The organism is Rhodococcus sp. NPDC019647, from assembly GCF_044389235.1.
Lineage (GTDB): Bacteria > Actinomycetota > Actinomycetes > Mycobacteriales > Mycobacteriaceae > Rhodococcus_F > Rhodococcus_F oxybenzonivorans.
In genome coordinates, this window is record NZ_JBIRXS010000004.1 from 180,398 (window position 1) to 199,114 (window position 18,717).

An 18,717-nucleotide genomic window follows, 5' to 3' on the forward strand; every position below is an offset into this window, starting at 1 on the left:
GTGGCATGTATCTGAGCAAAGGCCGCTCAAATATTGCTGAGATCGGTAATCACCTGATCGAATGCGCCGGTGCGTCCGGGTGAGATGACCTTGTGGAATATCGTCAGCACGCCCTCGTCGAGGGCGTCTGTTACCGCCAGGGTCTTTCGGGTGACGATGTTGCTTCGGGACCACCGGCCACGTGCCATATGTGCCAACGCGATTCCGTCACGCAGTGCTGTCGCTCTTCGGCTCGAAGAATGAGTGAAGAGATACGTTCTGCCCGCGATTACCACGTCACATCGTTTGTTTTTTCGGCGCATCGCCTGTGGTTTCTGGTCGGTTACGGTTCCGATCGTCCCGTCGGCGAGGCGAAGCGTGGCGGGATGACCTTTGCGCAAGACGAGCGTGTCCCGGTCGTCACGATCGGCCACCGGGGAATCCCCGCCTCGCCGTCTCGGACCACCATTGATTCCAGCGTCGGGGGTCGGAAACAGTTCGCCCCACAAGATTCCGGACGGGTTCAAGATCGCTACTGCCAGACCGTCGTCCGAACTCTTGACGAACCACCCGGTTTCTGTCGGACTGTTCCAGTTCATGCGGACGATTATCGTTCACCACGATCCGCGTAGTGCCGCCGGTTGCGCCAATCGACACGCGCCACCAGAGTTTCGGCCGTGGACTATCAGTCCCGCCCGTGCCACGGTGGAAGAGCAACGATTTCTCTCAGAAAGCGCAGCGCCATGGAAAATACAGCCGAATTCGGTCCCGCCTCCTCGGAGTGCCCCGACTGCCACGCCCTCACCGCCGACCTCGAGGCACACAAACACTGGCACTCCCGGCTCGTCCACGACATCGCCACCGCCGTCGACAAAGACATCGACAGGCGAACACACACTTCGTAACCCGAGGTAACCGTTCTCGGCGACACCGAACGGATCCCATGAGGGGGATTGAGCATTCCGCCCAATCCGGCTCATGGCGGGTGCTAACTTAGCCTTGCCTTGTTCCGCTACGGTGCCCTGAGGAGGACCTTATGGAACGGATGCCTCGCACGTTCATGACCCTTGCTGCCGTCGGCGCAGTGACGCTCGCTTCTGCCTGCGGTAACAGCGGCACCGACTCCGCCGATGCGACGGCTGGTCCGAGCGCCTCAGCCGCAGCGGAGGCCGTGCCGGCCGGCGTGGCAGAGCAGTACGAGACCCTCGAGGAAGAGATCGCCGCCGAGGGTGGTGAGACGGATTCCGGGGCGTGGCGGGTGGCGTACATCGTCGAGCCGGCCGAGCCGTGGTACGAGGCGGACGGTCCCGGTCAGCGCTTCCGTGAGCCGGCGCCCGGAGAAACACACCACATCGAGATCATCCCGTTCGAGGCAGCCACCGGCCGGATCGTGCCGAATGTGCCGATCACGCTCGAGGTGGTGGCCGCCGACGGTCGAGTGGTGGAGACGAAGCCGCTGAATTTTTATTACAGCACCTTCTACCACTATGCCAACAACTTCTCGGTCCCGGATCCGGGGCGCTACACCCTGCGCGCAGCGCTCGGTGTGCCGACGTTCTTCCGGCACGCCGAAGCCGGAGAGGCCCCACCGATGGCGGAGGGTGTAACCGTCGAGTTCCCCGATGTAGAACTAGCACAGGAGAACTGAGCATTCCGATGCACTCACTCGACTCGTCGTACGAACTGGGTGATCAGCTGAGCTGGCACTGGCAGCAGCAGTTGCGAAGCAGGCTGGCGGGGCTGAGTGACGACGAGTATTTCTGGGAGCCGGTACCCGACTGCTGGAGTGTGCGCCCGCGCGGTACTTCGCACGCGCCCGTGCAGGCCGGCAGCGGAGCCTTCACGATCGAATTCGCCTTTCCTGCACCGGATCCGCCGCCGGTCACGACCATCGCGTGGCGTCTCGGCCACATCATCGTCGGCGTCTTCGGTGCTCGTATCGGCAGTCATTTCGGGGGCCGTCCGGTCGACTACCAGGGCTTCGACTACGCCGGTACGGCTGCGGAGGCCCTCGACCAACTCGACGAGATGTACGACTTGTGGATGCGAGGAGTCGCGAGCCTGACAGATGACGCCCTTGCCAGTCCCTGCGGCCCCAGTGAGGGGCCGTTCGCGGATCGTTCGATGGCGGCCCTCGTGTTGCACGTGAACCGGGAAGTCATCCATCACGGCGCTGAGATCGCCTTGCTCCGCGATCTGTACCTGCGTAAGGCAGCAGTCACTTCCGACGCAGAGGCGGAAGTCGGGCCGTGATGCGGTGTTCGTCGGCTGCTAGCGTGGAAGGTCGCGACGTGCTGAGGGGGATCCTGTGCCGAATCCTACTGTGGTCGAGGTCGAACAGAAAGTGTTCTGTGTGACCGGTACCGACGTCAATTGGGTCCTGTTGCGAGAGGGCACGGACCTGACGCTGATCGACGCGGGCTACCCCGCCGACGTTCCTGCCGTGGAAGAATCCATTCGTTCCATCGGTCGCCGGCCGGAGGATGTTCGCGCAATCCTCCTGACACACGCGCACATCGATCACATCGGAGCGATCAACCACTTCCGCGACGAGTACGGAACACCCGTGTACATGTCCGCGGTGGAGACATCACACGCCAAGCGGGAGTACCTCGAACAGGCCGGTGAGATGGACGTCGTCAAGAACATCTGGCGGCCGGGAATGTTGCGGTGGTCCCTGCGCATCGCCCGGGCGGGCGCGACACGTCACGTCACCGTGCCCCACGCCGCCGAGTTCCCCGCCGCGGGTGCTCTCGACCTTCCCGGCACCCCACTCCCGGTGGCGACCACCGGCCACACGTCCGGGCACACGTCGTACTACCTACCGTCCGTCGGCGCGGTGGCGACCGGGGACAGCCTCGTGACGGGGCACCCCACTTCCCGCACAGTGGGTCCGCAGCTGCTGCTCCCGATGTTCCATCACTCCCAGGAGGCGGCCCTTGCGTCGCTCGACGCCCTGGCCACCCTCGACGCCGATCTGCTCATTCCGGGTCACGGCCGAACACAGCGCACCCCGATCCGCGACGCCGTTGCTACGGTTCGCGAGCGAGCCGCCGGCAAGAACGGGTCCGCCCGCACCTGAACGAAATTCCATCCGGGTCAGGCGATGAACCGTCCGAGCAGGCCGGCCTGTTCCTGCAGCGACGGGACGTGCCTCAGCATCAGGTGGTGGTGATCGACGTGCCCGGACAGCGCGATGCTCGCTATGAGCGCGCCCGTATCGGATCGGATGGGGACGGCGACGCAGGCCGACGCGTCCCGGAGTTCGGCGAGTTGGGTGGCGAAGCCCTGGCTCCGGATCAGGCCCAGATTCGCGAGCAGCTCGCTCCTCGCGACGATCGTACGGGCCGTCAGCGACCGTGGCTCCCAACGGGGAATCACGGATTCGAGTTCCGACTTCTCCGCGAGGAGGAGCTTGCCGACCGCGCACGCGTAAAGGTGCTGGTTGAGGAACGACTCGTCCTCCGGCGGCGGGTATTCGGGGTCGGCGTCGGCCGTGCGGACGGCGACGTTGGTGTAGAAGAACAGGTGGACCCCGAAGCGCACCGACAGTCGCAGTTCGGCGAGAGCCTCACGCGCCGCCGCACATACGGTGGGCACGACGGCCGCGTCGACGAGGATCCCGACCTTCTGTCCGAGCGCGAACCCGGACAGGTCGGGGAGCCGCACCACATAACCTTCGCCCACGAGGATGTTGAGCAGTCGGTACGTCGTCGCCGACGGCATCGACAGGCGGGCCGCGATGTCTTTCGCTGTGACACCCGAGCCGGCCCGGGCCACCTCCTCGAGCACCCGCAGTGCGCTGGTGACGGCCTTCGGCTGACGCCCCGACAGGGCTCTGTCGTCGGCACTCATCGGCGGACCTCCCACGGTCGGTACCGCCCCAGCAGGTCTTCGGCCACGGCCTCGTCGTACACACCCATCCGTTCTTCGATTCCGGGGGACCGACGCGCGCGGATCGCGAAGACCGCGGCGCCGACAAGCATCAGAAACAGGTAGACGGCGGTCGCCGCGCCCGCGACATATGTCCGCGAGAACGCCGCCCACCCGACCAGTGCGACCATCGCGGTCGCCGTCAGCACGCCGACGATCACGGGAAGTCGGGTCAGTTCGCCGATCCGCCGGAGGAACGCCGGCGTCGCGACACACAGCAGGACGTACGCGAGGACGTAGCCGTGGGCGGACACGGCGAGAAGTCCGATCAGGACGTCGCGGCTCGAACCGCTGACGAACAGGTAGAAGACGGGCACCGCGACGACGACCGGCATCGTGGCCGTCAACGCCACATGCGGAGTATGGAACCGGTGGTGCGTCCGGCCGAACACGTTCGGAACCACCCCTTCGCGGCCCATCGCGAACAGGGTGCGCGACAGCGCCGTCGTCGAACCGAGGACGCACGCGAACCACGAGGCGGTAATACCGAGTTCCATGACGATCGACAGCGTCGACGAACCTGCGCCCGACGTGTCGGGCAACGTGAGGACGATGGGCAGCGAGTCGACTCCCTGCCGCACCGGCTCCGGCAACTGCAGGGCGGCCGCGAATACGTACAAAATACCCAGGGCGATCGGGGTCCACCGGATGGCGCGGGGAACGGCGACGAACGGGTTGCGGGCTTCCCGCGCCACCGTGCCCGCGCTTTCGAATCCGACGAACGACGTGATGGCGAGCAGTAAGGCGAACCCGACCGCGGAACCTGATTTCGCGCCGCCCGCGGACGGGGTCGCGCCCTCGCGGACCGATTGCACGAACGCGACCACCAACGCGGCGGAGGCGGCCACGATCGCGAAGACCTCGATGGCGAGCATGATCCGCGCCGACAATTGCACGCCCCGGACCATGAGGAGAAGGGCGAGTAGTCCGACGATCGCCGCGAGGACCGCGATGAGGGGTGACCCCGCCGGAAGCCCGACTCGGCCGAGTAGCGCGGCGAGGTAACTCGCGGCACCGAGCGTGCTCGCCATGGCCGCGGCCACGTAACCGACGAGAAGCGACCAGCCTCCGCCGAAACCGGGCACCGCCCCGAGTCCCTTCACGATGTAGCTGTAGAGACCACTGACGGCCACCATCCGGGTGGCGAACTGTCCGATGCAGTAGCCGACCGCCGTCATCAGAATCGCCGCCGCGACGAACACCGCAATGGTCGCCCGGCCCGCGTCGGGTATGACGAGAGCAGGCAGCGTGACCATCACGGCCGACGGTGCGACCGCGGAAACGGACTGCCCGAGCACCTGGACGAAACTCAGACGCGCCCGCTCGAGACCGGCGACCGGTGATCTACTTTTGATTCTCGGTGTACCGGACACCATGCACCTGCTCTCTACACTTTCCGGCCGGCCCCGAGCGAGTGATCAACCCGGGGCTGCATGAGTGCACGCTAGCGCAGGAGACGAGCGCGATGCTCCGATCGGAATTAATTTTCGATCACCTCGAATGAGAATGGCCGGAGAATGTGCTCCCGATTCCGGGGGCCGCGTCGGCACATACCGTAGATCAGCTGCACCGACCCGAAAAGCCGGAATGAGAATCGGCGCCGCCGTGGCCGGAAATGTCGAATGAGAATGCCGCAGTCGCTGATTCCCATCCGGATTTAGTAGTGACTGGCGACACATTCGGGGCTTATCGTGGGGTCGGGCCGCAGCACGACGAAGCGATAACTACCGCCAAAAGTGTTCTGCAGAAGCCGGATTCATTCACCCCATCGAAGAGGACATGATGACTGCAGTCGTTCACACCCCAGCCGGACTCGACCCCCGGGTCGTCGACTTCGTTTCGTCACCGAAGCGCATGTTCGTTGACGGCCGATGGGTGGACTCGGCGTCGGGCATGACGTTCGAGACGGTCGATCCCGCCACCGGACAGGTGATCACGACAGTGCCGCACGCCGGAATCGAAGACGTGGACCGGGCGGTAGCGGCGGCCCGGCGGGCCTTCGAGTCCGGGCCGTGGCGCTCGCTCACTCCCGCGGAACGTCAGCGGATCCTCTGGAAGATCGGTGAGGGGATTCTGGCCCGGGCCGATCAGTTCGCGCAGCTCGAGTCGATCGACAACGGCAAGTCCGTGGCGGTCGCGAAGGCCGTCGACGTGACGTGGGCCGCGGAGATCTTCTTCTACTACGCAGGCTGGGCAACCAAGATCGAAGGCCGCACCATCCCCGTGTCGGTGCCGTGGGCGCCCGGAGCCCGCTTCCACGCCTTCACCACCCGCGAACCGGTCGGCGTGTGCGCGCAGATCATCCCCTGGAACTTCCCGTTGGTGATGGCCGCGTTCAAGGTGGCCCCCGCACTGACCTGCTCGAACACCATGATCCTCAAGCCCGCGGAGCAGACACCGCTCACCGCGCTGCTCCTCGCCGAGGTGATCGCCGAGGCCGGCGTCCCCGACGGCGTGTTCAACGTGCTTACCGGTTTCGGCGACATCGGCGCGGCGCTGTCGAGTCACGACGACGTCGACAAGGTCGCGTTCACCGGATCGACCGAGGTCGGAAAGAAGATCGTCAATGCCGCGTCGGGGAACCTGAAGAAGGTGTCCCTCGAACTCGGTGGCAAGAGCCCGCAGGTGATCTTCTCCGACGCCGACCTCGAGGCCGCGATTCCCGGCGTGGCCAGCGGGTTCCTGTTCAACCACGGCCAGGCCTGCACGGCGGGAACGCGCCTGCTCGTCGAGGACCGGATATTCGACGAATTCACGTCCGGCGTCGCCGATTTCGCGAAGTCGCAGAAGATCGGACCCGGACTCGACCCCACCAACGACATCGGCCCGCTGATCTCCCAGGAGCAGTTGGGCAAGGTCACCGCATACATCGACGCCGGACTCGCTGACGGTGCCCGCGCGCTCTCGGGTGGGCAGCGGCACGGCGACACCGGCTTCTACGTCGAGCCCACCCTGCTGGTCGACGTGAACCGGAACTTCAGCGTGTACCAGGAGGAAATCTTCGGCCCCGTCGCGGTGGCGGTGCCGTTCAACCGGGAGGAAGGCGTCCGCGCGGCCGCCAACGACACCCCCTACGGTCTTGCCGCCAGCGTATGGACCCGGGACGTGTCCCGCGCCCACGAGGTGGCCGCCGAGATCAAGGCGGGCACGGTGTGGGTGAATTGCCACAATGCGTTCGACACGGCGCTTCCGTTCGGTGGTTACAAGCAGTCCGGGTGGGGCCGCGAACTCGGTGAAGCCGCCATCGCCGAATACACCCAGAGCAAGTCTGTCAACATCGCCCTCTAGATTCCTCGACCCGACCCGAATGAGAATCGTCCTGCGTGCGTTCTCATTTGCTGTCGACGGACTGTGACGCTTCGGCAACTGCGCCGACAACCCGCAGTCGCATGCTCGTCCCAGAGCTCACCGCGGAGCATCCACGCAGACCCTCTCCTCGTGAAAGTCGAAGGAATCCATGACAACCAACGCTCCCACGCACTCGAGTGCGGTCAGCGACGGCACCCCTCGCAGACTGGCAGGCGCCCTCGGTCCGGGTGCCATCGTGTTCATGGTCGTCGCAGCGGCGGCCCCGTTGACCGTGATCGCCGGAACCGTCCCTCTGGGCATCGCAGCGGGCAACGGCGCCGCCTATCCAGCGTCCTACATCGTCTGCACGGTGGTATTGCTGTTCTTCGCCGTCGGATTCACGGCGATGGCCAAGCACCTCCCCGGCGCCGGCGCGTTCTACACCTACATCACGCAGGGACTGGGCCGGCATGCCGGTCTCGGCTCCGCATTCCTCGCGTTGCTGTCCTACACGGCAGTCCAGGGCGCGGTGTACGGATACATCGGAGCCGCCGTCAACGATTTCGTCACCGCTCACGGCGGGCCCGAACTTCCCTGGTACGTGTGGGCGCTGGCCGTGACGGCCGTGGTCGCCATTCTCGGATACCGGCACATCGACCTGTCCGGCAAGGTGCTCGGCGTCCTGCTCGTCTGCGAGGTCGGAATCGTCCTCGTCATCGACGCCGCCGTCATCGTCCGGGGCGGCGGTGACGAGGGAATCTCGACGGCGGCGTTCCACCCCGCCGAGTTCTTCTCCGGAGCACCCGGCATCGCACTGATCTTCGCCATCGCCGGGTACATCGGCTTCGAGGCCACCGCCGTCTTCCGGGACGAGGCCCGCGACCCGGGCCGCACCATTCCCCGGGCCACCTACCTGGCGTTGCTGGTGATCGGCGGCTTCTACGCACTGTCGAGTTGGGCGATGGTCAGCGCGTGGGGCGACGAGGGTGCTGTGGCCATCTCGACCGAGAATCCGGAGGGGATGATTACCGAGACCGCCACCCGCTACGTGGGCGCGATCGCCGGCGACCTCGTCCAGATCTTCCTGATCACGAGCCTGTTCGCCGCCCTGCTGTCCTTCCACAACGTGCTCTCCCGGTACATCTTCTCCCTCGGGAACAGTGCGGCCCTGCCGGCGGGATGCGGCCGCTCGCACGTCAAGCACGCGTCGCCGTACATCGCGTCGGTCGTGCAAACCGCGTCCGCTCTCGTCCTGATCGTCGCGTCCGCCGTTGCCGGACTCGACCCGGTGACCGAGGTGTTCGCGTGGTTCGCCGGTGTGTCCTCGGTCGGCATCGTCGCACTGATGACCCTGACCTCCGTGGCCGTCCTCGTCTACTTCGGCCGGACCCGCGTGGACCGGCGGGTGTGGAACACCGTGCTCGCACCATTGCTCGGGCTCGTCGGCCTGGCCGGGCTTCTGATCATGACCGTCGCCAACCTTCCCCTTCTCGTCGGCGGGTCGGACACTCTCGCCGCCGTCATCGGGGTCCTGCTCATAGGAACCTTCGCCGGCGGAGCGGCCGTCGCCGTGCTCCGACCTCACGCCGCACGGCATGACACCGCTGCGTCGCGGCACATCGACACCGCTGCGTCGCAGCACATCGACACCGCTGCGTCGCAGCACATCGACACCGCTCTACCGCAGCACGACACGAACGACACCATCATCGACAAGGAGATCGCACGATGAGTACCGCCACCACCGAGACCCCGGCCACCGTCGGTTCCGCCGTCCCGGATCATCCGCTCACCCCGTTGTCGGCGGACGAGATCCGTTCGGCGAAAGCACTCCTCACCGACGAGGGACTGATCGGCGAGAACGTGCGCTTCGTCTTCGTCGCGCTCGCCGAGCCGCACAAGTCGACGGTCCTCGCATTCACGCCCGGCGACCCGATCGAGCGACGCGCCCGGATCCTGCTGCTCGATCGCTCCACCGGTATCGGCACCGACCTCGTCGTGTCGGTGACGGAGAACCGCGTGATCAGCAGGGCCACTGTCGATTCCGCCACCGACGGCCACGTGCCGATCCTCGACGAGGAGTTCGAGGACATCGAGGCGTTCCTGCTCGGCAGCACCGACTGGCTCGCGGCGATGGCGAAGCGCGGCATCGAACCGTCGAAGGTCCGGGCAGTTCCCTTGTCGGCCGGCGTGTTCGGTCACGAGGACGAGGTCGGGCACCGCATCGTCCGCGTCCTTGCCTTCTACCAGGAGGACAAGGCGGACCTGCCGTGGGCGCACCCCATCGACGGGGTCGTGGCGTACGTCGACCTCACCGAGCGCCGCGTCGCGAAGGTGGTCGACGAGATCGAGCTTCCCGTCCCCGCCGAGCGCGGCGAATGGAACGCCGAACCGCACGCCACACCCACCCGCACCGACCTCAAGCCGATCGAGATCACTCAACCAGAGGGCGCCAGCTTCTCCGTCGACGGCAACGAGATCACTTGGGCTGACTGGAAGTTCCGCTTCGGTTTCGATGTGCGCGAGGGCCTGACGCTGCACCAGCTCTCGTTCGACGACGGGGGAGTGGAGCGTCCCGTGATCTATCGTGCCTCGATCGCCGAGATGGTGGTTCCCTACGCCGATCCGTCCCCGGTCCGATACTGGCAGAACTACTTCGACCAGGGCGAGTACCTGTTCGGCCGGTACACCAACTCGCTCGAACTCGGCTGCGACTGCCTCGGTGAGATCCAGTACTTCGACGTCACGATCGCCGACGAGTCCGGTGACCCGCGCGTCATGAAGAACGCGATCTGCCTTCACGAGGAGGATTACGGCGTCTTGTGGAAGCACACGGACATGTTCAACGGCATGACCGAGACCCGCCGCTCGCGCCGCCTCGTCATCTCGTTCTTCCTTACGATCGGCAACTACGACTACGGGTTCTACTGGTACCTCTACCTCGACGGCACCATCGAACTCGAGGCGAAGGCCACCGGAATCGTCTTCACGTCCGCCTACCGCGGGCCCGAGGGATTCTCCACCCAGATGGCACCCGGGCTCGGCGCCCCGTTCCACCAGCACCTCTTCTCCGCCCGGCTCGACATGGCCGTCGACGGCAACGTGAACACCGTCGAGGAAGTGGATGCTGTCCCCGTCCCGGTGGGCCCGGAGAACCCGTGGGGCAATGCCTTCCGCTGCCAGAAGACCAAGCTGACCACCGAATCCGAGGCGCAACGCACCGCCGACAACCTCAAGGCCCGGGTTTGGCACATCACCAATCCCACCAAGCAGAACCGCCTGGGGCAGGACGTCGGGTACGCGCTGCACCCCGAAGGCCAGCCGGTGCTCCTGGCAGACCCGTCCAGTTCGATTGCCTCCCGCGCCGCGTTCGCAACCAAGCATCTATGGGTCACGCAATACGACGAGTCCGAGCGTTATCCCGCAGGCGACTTCGTCAACCAGCACCCCGGCCAGGCGGGTCTGCCGACGTTCGTGGCCGGCAACCGGGACATCGAGGGGCAAGACCTGGTGCTGTGGCATACGTTCGGGCTCACGCACTTCCCCCGGCCCGAGGACTGGCCGGTCATGCCGGTCGACTACGCCGGGTTCACGCTGAAGCCGGTCGGCTTCTTCGACCGCAACCCGGCGCTGAACGTGCCGGCGAGTACGTCGAAGCATTGCTGTGAAGGCTGAGCTGTGATCATGGCTGCCGCGCTGACGACCGCCCGCCCCGCCAATTTCTGGTGGCGGCGGGTGGCCGTGGTGCTTGCGCTGTTTTCTGCAGGGCTGCATATCGCATCACTCGGCGACCATCGGGCGTCACCACTGATGGTGTTGCTTACGGTTGGCATGCTCCTCGGATGCCTCCACTGCGCCCGACACTTGTGGATGAGAGATAACTCCCGCGACTGGGGATGGGTCGCGATCATGAGCGTCGGAATGATCGCGCTGCATACAGTGGACTTCGGTCCGTCCGTGAGCGGCCACCACGGCCACATGACCCGTGCCGCGAACCCGACGGCGGTCGGGCATGCACTGTCCCTGCCCATGGCAGCAGCTCTTCTCACCGCAGCACTCGAAGCGGTCATTGCTCTGTCCATGGTCTTCTATCGCACGCGGAACACAGACCCGTTGGCACCGAACCGGGACTGATCTTCCTCAGATCGCGGGTCGGTGCATTCTCCACACTTCGAGTGCGTCGTCGAGGACGATATGGTCGGCGACAGCGAAGTTGTGACGTTCGTACAGCGGCAGGTTCCGGTGTGTCGAGGTATCGAGCCAACATGCCGCGTTGCGTCGGTCGAGTTCGGCCAGTCCGACTTTCAGAAGGTCACCGCCCAGTCCTCGACCTCGCGCTGCACGGGATACTCCGGCGGTCGCCAAGCACCAGGCGTTGCCCGGAACGTCCATCGCGGACAAACGCTGTTCCGCTTGGGCGGCGTGCTCGAAACGATCCCCATGGAGTTCGACGATCTTCGCTACGAGCGATTCTTCCGGGTCGGGCAGGTCCGGCGGGATGAACGCTACGACCCCGTTGTGCTCTTCGTCGATGTACGCGAGACCGTGTGGCAGCGCCATGTGCCCGAGATACAGGCGCTGAAGCTCGGTCACACGCTGCTGGTGTGAGTCCGCGGCGACGCACCAGTTGGTCCATGGGTAGTCGGCGAAGGCGTTACCGAGGACGGTCGCGGCACGGTCGACGTCCGTCGTCGTCATCCGGCGAATGGAGGTTGGCATGACCGCACTACATCACGTCCGCTCAAACCGAAGCCAGTGATTATCGGCCCGCGGAGCCGCAGTCGATCACCACCATTGACAGAATGCTGTCATAATGACAGTATTCTGTCATGACTGAAACAGTGCACGTCGCCGTATACGACACCTTCGCCGACTGGGAGGTTGGTCATGCGATCGCCCACATCAACAAGCCCACCTGGCACAAGCAGCCCGGTCGCTACGCCGTCAGTACGGTCGGGTCCACCCTGGATCCGATCACCACGATGGGCGGCATGCGCGTAGTCCCGGACACCACGTTGGACAAGGTTCGGCCGCAGGACAGTGCGATGCTGATTCTGGCGGGCAACGACATCTGGCCCACCGAGCAGTTCGCGCCCTTCGCCGAAAAAGCGCGCGAATTCCTCGCCGCCGGGGTTCCGGTGGCGGCGATCTGCGGTGCGACAGGGGGTCTCGCGCTCGCCGGGTTGCTCGACGATCGCGAGCACACCAGCAACGCCGCCGAATTCCTCGAGGGAGTCGGATACGCCGGTGGAAGTCTCTACCGTGATGAGCCGGCCGTCACGGACCGCGATCTCATTACCGCCAGTGCCACTGCGCCGGTAGAGTTCGCACGTGAAGTCCTCGGTCGGCTGGATGTATTCGAGCCCAGCGTTCTCACGTCCTGGTTCAAGCTCTACGGCCACCGCGATCCGGCCGGATTCTATGAACTCATGGCCGTATGAGTGAGCGGCCCGAACAGGAACTGCTCAGCGGGGCAGCCCTCGCAACGTTCCGGCTGAACGGTCAGTTTCTCGCTGTGGCCGAGGAATTGGCACGCCCGGCGGGGCTGACGGCCGCGTGGTGGCAGGTTCTCGGCGCGGTACTGAACCAGCCGCTGACGGTTGCCGGGGTCGCACGGGAAATGGGCATCACGCGCCAGAGCGTGCAGAGGATCGCCGACCTGCTCGTCGATCGTGGACTCGCCGGGTATCAACCGAATCCCGCTCATCGACGAGCCAAGCTCATTACTCCCACGCCGGCGGGACGTGCAGCGGTGACCGGCATCGACCCCGCGCATGCTGCCTTCGCCGCTCGCCTGGCCGAGGCCATGGGACCCGGCAGGTTACGTGATGCGCTCGCAGCGATGCGCCGGCTTTCGGCCGTCCTCGACGATCTCGCCGAGGGCCAGGAAGGTCTGTAGTTGTTCGATCTCACGGCCTGCGTGCGGGAAGGATGTGGGGGTTCAGGATCCCGGCGGGGTCCAGCGCTCCTCGTATCGACCGCATGACGTCGAGGTCGACCGCACTTCGTCCGAGTGTCATCCAGGGGGCCTTGGCCCGCCCGACACCGTGTTCGGCGCTGATGCTCCCGTTGTGGTCGGTGACGAGATGAAAAACGAAGTCGGACAGAGTGTCCCGCTGTTCCGGCGCGGTGTCGAGAAGGTTGACGTGGATGTTGCCGTCGGCCACGTGCCCGAAACAGATCGCCCGGACTCCGGGGAAGCGTCGATCGAGGCCGGTGGTCAGCTCGTTCAGAAAGGCCTCGATGTCGCGCAGCGGCGTCGAAATGTCCAACTTCACGGGTGGCGTGGACGAAGCGGCACCCACCGACTCGGTGTGGCTCTCCCGGTATTGCCACAGCCTGTGCGCCGGTCCTTCCTCCACGACGGCGTCGAGCACGAATTCATGGCTGTCGTCGAGAACCTCGAGGAGTGTGGTCTCCGCATCCTCGCGACCGGACACCTCCACCAGGACACAGAACGGTGCGTCGGCCGAAAGTGGCCGCCGGAGTTGCTGATGTTGGCAGACCAGGTCGATACCCGACCTCGTCATCAGCTCCGCGGCGTCGAGCGTCAGCCCGGCGCGCTCGAGGCGATCCACCACCAGCAGTGCGTCACCTACCGACCCGACTGCGACGAAGGCGACCCGAGTTCCGCTCGGGGGTAGTACGAGTCGCATCAGGACGCGAGTGATGACGGCGAGTGTGCCCTCGGAGCCGGCGAGAAGGCCGGGCAGGGCGTACCCCACGTTGTCTTTCGTCAGCTCTTTCCAACGGGTCAGAACGCGCCCGTCGGACAGCACCGCCTCGATGCCGAGCAGCTGAGACCTGGTGTCGCCGTTCTTGATGACCCGGATGCCCCCGGCATTGGTGGCGACGATCCCGCCGAGGGTTGCCGATTCGCGGGAGGCAAGGTCCACACCGAGCTCCACTCCGTGTTCGCGGGCCGCGTCGCGGGCGCGGGCAATGGTCACACCCGCTCCCGCGGCAATGGTGCGGCCGATCGGGTCGACGTGTTCGATGACGGAAAGCCGGGTGGTACTGAGCACCACTTCTCCGTCCATCGGGATCGACCCACCGACCAGACCGGTGTTGCCGCCTTGCGGAACCACGGCGACGCCGGCGCGGGAGCAGAGGGCGAGAACCGCCGAAACCTGCCCGGTGTCGGCGGGCCGGACCACGGCGGTGGTGTGCCCCTGCCAGTGCCCGGTCCAGTCGGTGACATATCCGGCAACCACGCCGGGATCGGTGAGCACGTGGGACGCACCGACGATGTCGGCGAGCTCGTCGAGGAACGACTCCATCGAAACGGTCATGATTGCCTCCTCTCGACGAGATGTCGCAGTCCATCATCGGCCCCACTCCATCATTGGCGATGTGAAGGGGGTTCGGGTATCAGCGTTCGAAGGTGAGCACCCAGCGTCCACGCGAGCCGCCCGCATCGAGGGCCGCCAACGCCTCATTCGCCTTCTCGAGCGGATAAGTTCCGGCGATCCGTACCGCGAGCGGGGCACTCTCGCTTCCCGTGCGTGCGACAGAGCTGAGCAGTTTCTCGAGCCTGACTCCGTCGTGGTGGACCATCACGGCCTGAACGTCGACGCCGCGCACGGCCCCGGGCTTTGCCGGCCGCACGACGCCCACATAGGTTCCGCCGCCGACCACCGCGGAAACCGCCGCGTCTCCGAGTACCGCGGTATCGAACACGGCGTCGAACCGTCTCGGCGGGATCTCGCCGAGAACCTGTACCGCGCCCGCGGACCGCAGAAAGTCGGTGTCGGTGGGGCGGCCGAGTGCGCTGACCGTCCATCCCCTCTCGACCGCGAGCGGGACGGCGAACCCGCCCACTCCACCGGCCGCGCCGGTCACCAGCAGCGTTCTGCCCGCGGGGTCACCGAGGAGATCGAGTGCCTGATCTGCGGTCGACAGGTTGAGGGGCAGCGTTGCCGCCCCGGCGAAATTCAGGCCCTCCGGAACGCGGGCCACCGCAGTGGCCGGAACGACGACATAGTCCGCGAAGGCGCGGAGCGGCGCATCCAACCGGTCGTGCAGGGCGACGACCCTCGTGCCGACGGCGGGTCCCACCACGCCATCACCCAGCGCGTCCACGATCCCGGCCGCATCCCAGCCCAGGCCCGCGCCGTCGGGCTGATCAATCCATCCGAGCCGGTGATAGATGCCTTGCCTGGTCTGAGAGTCCACCGGATTGACCGCCGCCGCGCGGAGTTCGATTCGGACTTCCCCGGGTCCCGCCTCCGGCACTGCCACCTCAATGGTCTTCACGTCCTCGGCCCCGGTTGTCACGATTGCTCGCATGGTGCTCCCCTTCGGTAGTCGCTGTTGCCGGTTCAGAATCGCCTGACTACTCTCCGTTGGGAAGTAGGCACCTGAAAGTGCGTAACGAAGCAAAAGGGGCGCCCGATGGCGACGACAACCGCAGGACAAGCGCGACATGCGGCAAAGCGAAAATATGACGTGTATCTGGCGAACTGCCCGAGTCGTCAGCTCCTCGACCGCATCAGCGACAAGTGGGTGTCGCTCATTCTCGTCGCGCTGGGTCAGGGTTCGCGAAGGTACTCCGAACTGGCGCGCGAACTCGCCGGGGTCAGTCAGAAAATGCTGACCCAGACGCTTCGAGCGCTCGAACGGGACGGTCTCGTCGCACGCGAAGTGACTGCGGCGGTGCCCGTCCGCGTCGACTACGAGCTCACCGAACTCGGCAGGTCGCTACTGCCGATCCTCAGAGCGGTCAAACAGTGGGCGGAACACAACATGGACGACGTGACCACGGCTCGTGAGAGGTACGACGGCCGCGCGCAGTAGTCGCGACCTACTGCAGCGACGGAGGAATAAGACGGATCACTCGGTGACGCGGCCTACCGTCCGATCCGGGAGCACACCCGCCGCCACGAGTTCGTCGTAGATGCGCTGCTGCTCGGCGTCGAGACCCGAATACAGCAGGTCGTAGGCGCGTTCCTCTTCAGCGAGGACGGCGACAGGGTCCCAGTCGTCCCCGATCGCCTCGAGCACAGCGGTACGCCGTCGTGCTTCGTCGAGCGTGAGATCGAGCGCGAATGACAGTTCGGAATGGCCGCTCATCGGATCACCTTCGTTTTCGCAGTCGATATCGAAGGGCACAGGGTTACTCGAGCAGGTCCAAGATCACAATGACCTGGATCACGATCGGGAAGATCGCCCACTCGGTGACGTCGAGTGCGGACATGCTGCAGGCTGACGCGGCGTGGCTGTCGGGTACCCTGCCGCATCGTTGGCAATATGACGGGTGCCACACGAATCCGGGGCTGGCTTCGGGAGAGGACCGATGGTCGAGTGAATATCGTCGAGACTCCGGAACGGCGGCGCGGAGCCGGTCGTCATCGCCCCGATCGTGGAGCGCCGGAGCGTCCAGACAATCGGCGAGCACCCGGCGCCGGGTTCCGCACCGACATCGAGGGCTTGCGGGCCGTCGCAGTGCTGGCAGTCGTGTTGTTCCACGCGGGCGTTCCCGGCCTCGACGGCGGATTCGTGGGCGTCGACGTGTTCTTCGTCGTGTCCGGCTTCCTCATCACCGGGCTGCTGTGGCGGGACGTGACCGCCACCGGGAATGTGCGGCTCGCCCGGTTCTACGCGGCGCGGGCCAGGCGGCTGCTGCCCGCCGGTGTCACCGTGCTGGTGGTCACCGCGGTCGGGGCGGCCATGCTCCTGCCCCCGCTGCAGGCCCGGGCCGTTCTGGGTGACGGGATAGCCAGCGCGCTCTACGTCGGCAACTACCGGCTCGCCCTGCAGGGCACCGACTACCTGTCCGCCGATACACCTCCGTCGCCGTTTCAGCATTATTGGTCACTCGGCGTGGAAGAACAGTTCTATCTGCTGTGGCCTGCGCTGATCATCGGCACGGTCTGGCTGGTCCGGCGCGCGCGAAGGCGTGCCGACGGCGAGGCTGCACCCTCCGTGTGGCCGTTTCTGTTCGGTCTCGCACTCGTGACGGCCGTGTCGTTCGCGATTTCGATGGCCTGGACGAGCACGCTGCCGCCGTGGGCGTACTTCTCCCTGCCCTCGCGGGCGTGGGAACTGGCCGCCGGCGGGCTGGTCGCGTTGTCCGTCCCGTTGTGGCGCCGGTTGCCGGCGCTTCCCGCTGCCGTCGCCGGGTGGGCGGGACTGGTCCTGATTCTTCTGGGCTGTTTCGCGCTGGACGAGACGACGCCCTACCCCGGGACCGCCGCACTGCTGCCCGTGCTCGGCACGGTGCTGGTGATCGGCGCCGGCTGCGCCGAACCCCGACTGGGCGCCGGCCGCGGACTCTCGCTTGCCCCGATGCGGGCGATAGGCCGAGTGTCGTACTCCTGGTACCTCTGGCACTGGCCCGTGCTGCTGCTCTTGCCGCCCCTGCTCGGCCATTCCCTGAGCCTCTTCGACCGGCTCGCGGCGGTCGCGCTGTCCGGCGGCCTCGCCGTCCTCACGCTGCGACTCATCGAGAACCCCGCACGGTTCGCTGCTCCACTGCGTCGGTCGGACACGCGCAGCCTGGCTCTCGGCGGCGCCGTCACCGCGCTCGCCGTCTGCGCGGCGCTCGTACTGCTGATATTGCGACCTATGCCGGTGGGCCAGGGTGCTGCGGCCGAGGCGCTCACGGTCACCGCGCCGGAGGTCACGGCGGTCCCCACCGTCGACCCGCACGACGCGGCGGTGCAGCAAGTGACCGCACAGGTGGCGGCCGCGGTCGCGCACTCGGCCGAGCTGCGCGCCGTCCCGTCCAATCTGACCCCGTCGCTCGCCGACGCCCCGGCCGACAAGCCGGCGGTTTTCAACAATGGCTGTGTGCGCTCCTGGCTCGAGGTCGGTCTGGAGGACTGCGTGTCGGGTGATCCTGCTTCGGCCACCACGGTGGCCCTCGTCGGCGACTCGCATGCCGCGATGTGGCATCCGGCGTTCGAGCCGATCGCCGAGCAGCGACACTGGCGGCTCACGACGATGGGCAAGGTCACCTGTCCCTTGATGGAGCTGCCCATCACCAGTCCCTATCTCGGCCGGGCGTACTCCGAGTGCGAGCAGTGGCGCGGCGAGGTGACCGCCCGGTTGCAGGCCGAGCGTCCACAACTGATTGTGGTGAGCATGTCCCGGCGGTACGGCGGCGACTTCGGATTCACCACCTACGACCAGGCCTGGATCGACGGCGTGACCCGCATGGTGGCGCAATTGCGGTCCACCGGCGCGGCCGTTCTGGTTCTCGGCCCGATCCCGGATCCGCGGTCCACCGTGCCGACCTGTCTGTCCGGCCATCTCGACGACGCCACGGCCTGCTCGCCGCCGCACGGTGCCGCGGTGAACTCCGCCGGTATCGCGGCCGAGGCGGCGGCGACCGCGGCCGGCGGGGGTCAGTACGCCGACCTCACCTCACTCTTCTGCACCCCCGACCGCTGTCCGGTGATCGTCGGCAACGACCTGGTGTACCGCGACGACAACCATTTGACGCTCGGGCACGCCCAGAACCTCGCTCCCGTCGTCGGTGCCCTCGCCGACCGCGCTCTCGCCCGGCGCTGAGCG

19 protein-coding genes are annotated in these 18,717 nt (G+C 66.3%); 12 read left to right on the forward strand and 7 right to left on the reverse strand.

What is annotated here, in order from left to right; translation table 11 throughout:
* Window positions 1–26 precede the first annotated feature (26 nt).
* Window positions 27–578: a hypothetical protein gene (locus ACH49N_RS10870; RefSeq protein ID WP_358272495.1), complete on the reverse strand. Its 552-nt coding sequence runs from the start codon at window positions 576–578 to the stop codon at window positions 27–29.
* A gap of 144 nt (window positions 579–722) precedes the next feature.
* Here ACH49N_RS10870 and ACH49N_RS10875 point away from each other — a divergent pair, with 144 nt between their 5' ends.
* The 4 genes from ACH49N_RS10875 to ACH49N_RS10890 all read left to right on the forward strand — a co-directional run bounded on the left by ACH49N_RS10875 (window position 723) and on the right by ACH49N_RS10890 (window position 3,061).
* Window positions 723–884 (forward strand): hypothetical protein, encoded by a 162-nt coding sequence (locus ACH49N_RS10875; protein ID WP_358272494.1) that lies wholly within the window; start codon window positions 723–725, stop codon window positions 882–884.
* Between the two features lie 131 nt (window positions 885–1,015).
* Entirely contained in the window at window positions 1,016–1,627 is a 612-nt protein-coding gene (locus ACH49N_RS10880; protein WP_358272493.1) for a hypothetical protein, read from the forward strand.
* An 8-nt stretch (window positions 1,628–1,635) separates the two neighbouring features.
* Window positions 1,636–2,232: a DinB family protein gene (locus ACH49N_RS10885; protein ID WP_358272492.1), complete on the forward strand. Its 597-nt coding sequence runs from the start codon at window positions 1,636–1,638 to the stop codon at window positions 2,230–2,232.
* A gap of 55 nt (window positions 2,233–2,287) precedes the next feature.
* Entirely contained in the window at window positions 2,288–3,061 is a 774-nt protein-coding gene (locus tag ACH49N_RS10890; protein WP_358272490.1) for an MBL fold metallo-hydrolase, read from the forward strand.
* Window positions 3,062–3,078: 17 nt separating this feature from the next.
* On the opposite strand, the gene ACH49N_RS10895 is transcribed toward ACH49N_RS10890, so the two are convergent.
* Together ACH49N_RS10895 and ACH49N_RS10900 are read right to left on the reverse strand one after the other, a co-directional pair.
* A complete protein-coding gene (locus tag ACH49N_RS10895; RefSeq protein ID WP_358272488.1) occupies window positions 3,079–3,834 on the reverse strand; it encodes an IclR family transcriptional regulator C-terminal domain-containing protein in 756 nt (251 codons plus the stop codon).
* Complete coding sequence (locus ACH49N_RS10900; RefSeq protein ID WP_358272486.1) at window positions 3,831–5,288, reverse strand: APC family permease; 1,458 nt, start codon at window positions 5,286–5,288, stop codon at window positions 3,831–3,833. The genes ACH49N_RS10895 and ACH49N_RS10900 overlap by 4 nt, the downstream gene beginning before the upstream one ends.
* Before the next feature lie 406 nt (window positions 5,289–5,694).
* On the opposite strand from ACH49N_RS10900, the gene ACH49N_RS10905 reads away from it, so the two are divergent.
* From ACH49N_RS10905 to ACH49N_RS10920, 4 genes are all read left to right on the forward strand, one after another.
* Window positions 5,695–7,200 carry an aldehyde dehydrogenase family protein gene (locus ACH49N_RS10905; RefSeq protein WP_358272664.1) on the forward strand — a complete coding sequence of 502 codons (1,506 nt, stop codon included), beginning with the start codon at window positions 5,695–5,697 and terminating at the stop codon, window positions 7,198–7,200.
* A gap of 169 nt (window positions 7,201–7,369) precedes the next feature.
* A complete protein-coding gene (locus ACH49N_RS10910) occupies window positions 7,370–8,932 on the forward strand; it encodes an APC family permease (protein WP_358272484.1) in 1,563 nt (520 codons plus the stop codon).
* Window positions 8,929–10,875: a primary-amine oxidase gene (locus ACH49N_RS10915; RefSeq protein WP_358272482.1), complete on the forward strand. Its 1,947-nt coding sequence runs from the start codon at window positions 8,929–8,931 to the stop codon at window positions 10,873–10,875. The genes ACH49N_RS10910 and ACH49N_RS10915 overlap by 4 nt, the downstream gene beginning before the upstream one ends.
* A 9-nt stretch (window positions 10,876–10,884) precedes the next feature.
* A complete protein-coding gene (locus tag ACH49N_RS10920) occupies window positions 10,885–11,334 on the forward strand; it encodes a hypothetical protein (RefSeq protein ID WP_358272480.1) in 450 nt (149 codons plus the stop codon).
* A gap of 6 nt (window positions 11,335–11,340) precedes the next feature.
* On the opposite strand, the gene ACH49N_RS10925 is transcribed toward ACH49N_RS10920, so the two are convergent.
* Window positions 11,341–11,919, reverse strand: a complete 579-nt coding sequence (locus tag ACH49N_RS10925) for a GNAT family N-acetyltransferase (RefSeq protein WP_358272479.1) — start codon at window positions 11,917–11,919, stop codon at window positions 11,341–11,343.
* A 110-nt stretch (window positions 11,920–12,029) separates the two neighbouring features.
* Between ACH49N_RS10925 and ACH49N_RS10930 the strand changes: the two genes are divergently transcribed.
* Together ACH49N_RS10930 and ACH49N_RS10935 are read left to right on the forward strand one after the other, a co-directional pair.
* Window positions 12,030–12,641: a type 1 glutamine amidotransferase family protein gene (locus tag ACH49N_RS10930; RefSeq protein ID WP_358272477.1), complete on the forward strand. Its 612-nt coding sequence runs from the start codon at window positions 12,030–12,032 to the stop codon at window positions 12,639–12,641.
* Window positions 12,638–13,099 carry a helix-turn-helix domain-containing protein gene (locus ACH49N_RS10935; RefSeq protein WP_358272475.1) on the forward strand — a complete coding sequence of 154 codons (462 nt, stop codon included), beginning with the start codon at window positions 12,638–12,640 and terminating at the stop codon, window positions 13,097–13,099. The genes ACH49N_RS10930 and ACH49N_RS10935 overlap by 4 nt, the downstream gene beginning before the upstream one ends.
* Before the next feature lie 10 nt (window positions 13,100–13,109).
* Here the strand turns inward: ACH49N_RS10935 and ACH49N_RS10940 are convergent, their stop codons facing one another.
* Both ACH49N_RS10940 and ACH49N_RS10945 read right to left on the reverse strand, forming a co-directional pair.
* The gene (locus ACH49N_RS10940) at window positions 13,110–14,492 is read right to left on the reverse strand and encodes an FAD-binding oxidoreductase (protein WP_358272473.1); all 1,383 of its coding nucleotides are present in this window, start codon (window positions 14,490–14,492) and stop codon (window positions 13,110–13,112) included.
* Between the two features lie 79 nt (window positions 14,493–14,571).
* Window positions 14,572–15,489 carry an alcohol dehydrogenase catalytic domain-containing protein gene (locus ACH49N_RS10945; RefSeq protein ID WP_358272472.1) on the reverse strand — a complete coding sequence of 306 codons (918 nt, stop codon included), beginning with the start codon at window positions 15,487–15,489 and terminating at the stop codon, window positions 14,572–14,574.
* Between the two features lie 105 nt (window positions 15,490–15,594).
* Here ACH49N_RS10945 and ACH49N_RS10950 point away from each other — a divergent pair, with 105 nt between their 5' ends.
* A complete protein-coding gene (locus ACH49N_RS10950; protein ID WP_358272470.1) occupies window positions 15,595–15,996 on the forward strand; it encodes a helix-turn-helix domain-containing protein in 402 nt (133 codons plus the stop codon).
* Between the two features lie 36 nt (window positions 15,997–16,032).
* Here the strand turns inward: ACH49N_RS10950 and ACH49N_RS10955 are convergent, their stop codons facing one another.
* Window positions 16,033–16,272, reverse strand: coding sequence for a DUF6400 family protein (locus ACH49N_RS10955; RefSeq protein WP_159922972.1), 240 nt, complete (start codon window positions 16,270–16,272; stop codon window positions 16,033–16,035).
* A 231-nt stretch (window positions 16,273–16,503) separates the two neighbouring features.
* Between ACH49N_RS10955 and ACH49N_RS10960 the strand changes: the two genes are divergently transcribed.
* Window positions 16,504–18,714: an acyltransferase family protein gene (locus ACH49N_RS10960; RefSeq protein WP_358272468.1), complete on the forward strand. Its 2,211-nt coding sequence runs from the start codon at window positions 16,504–16,506 to the stop codon at window positions 18,712–18,714.
* Window positions 18,715–18,717 lie beyond the last annotated feature (3 nt).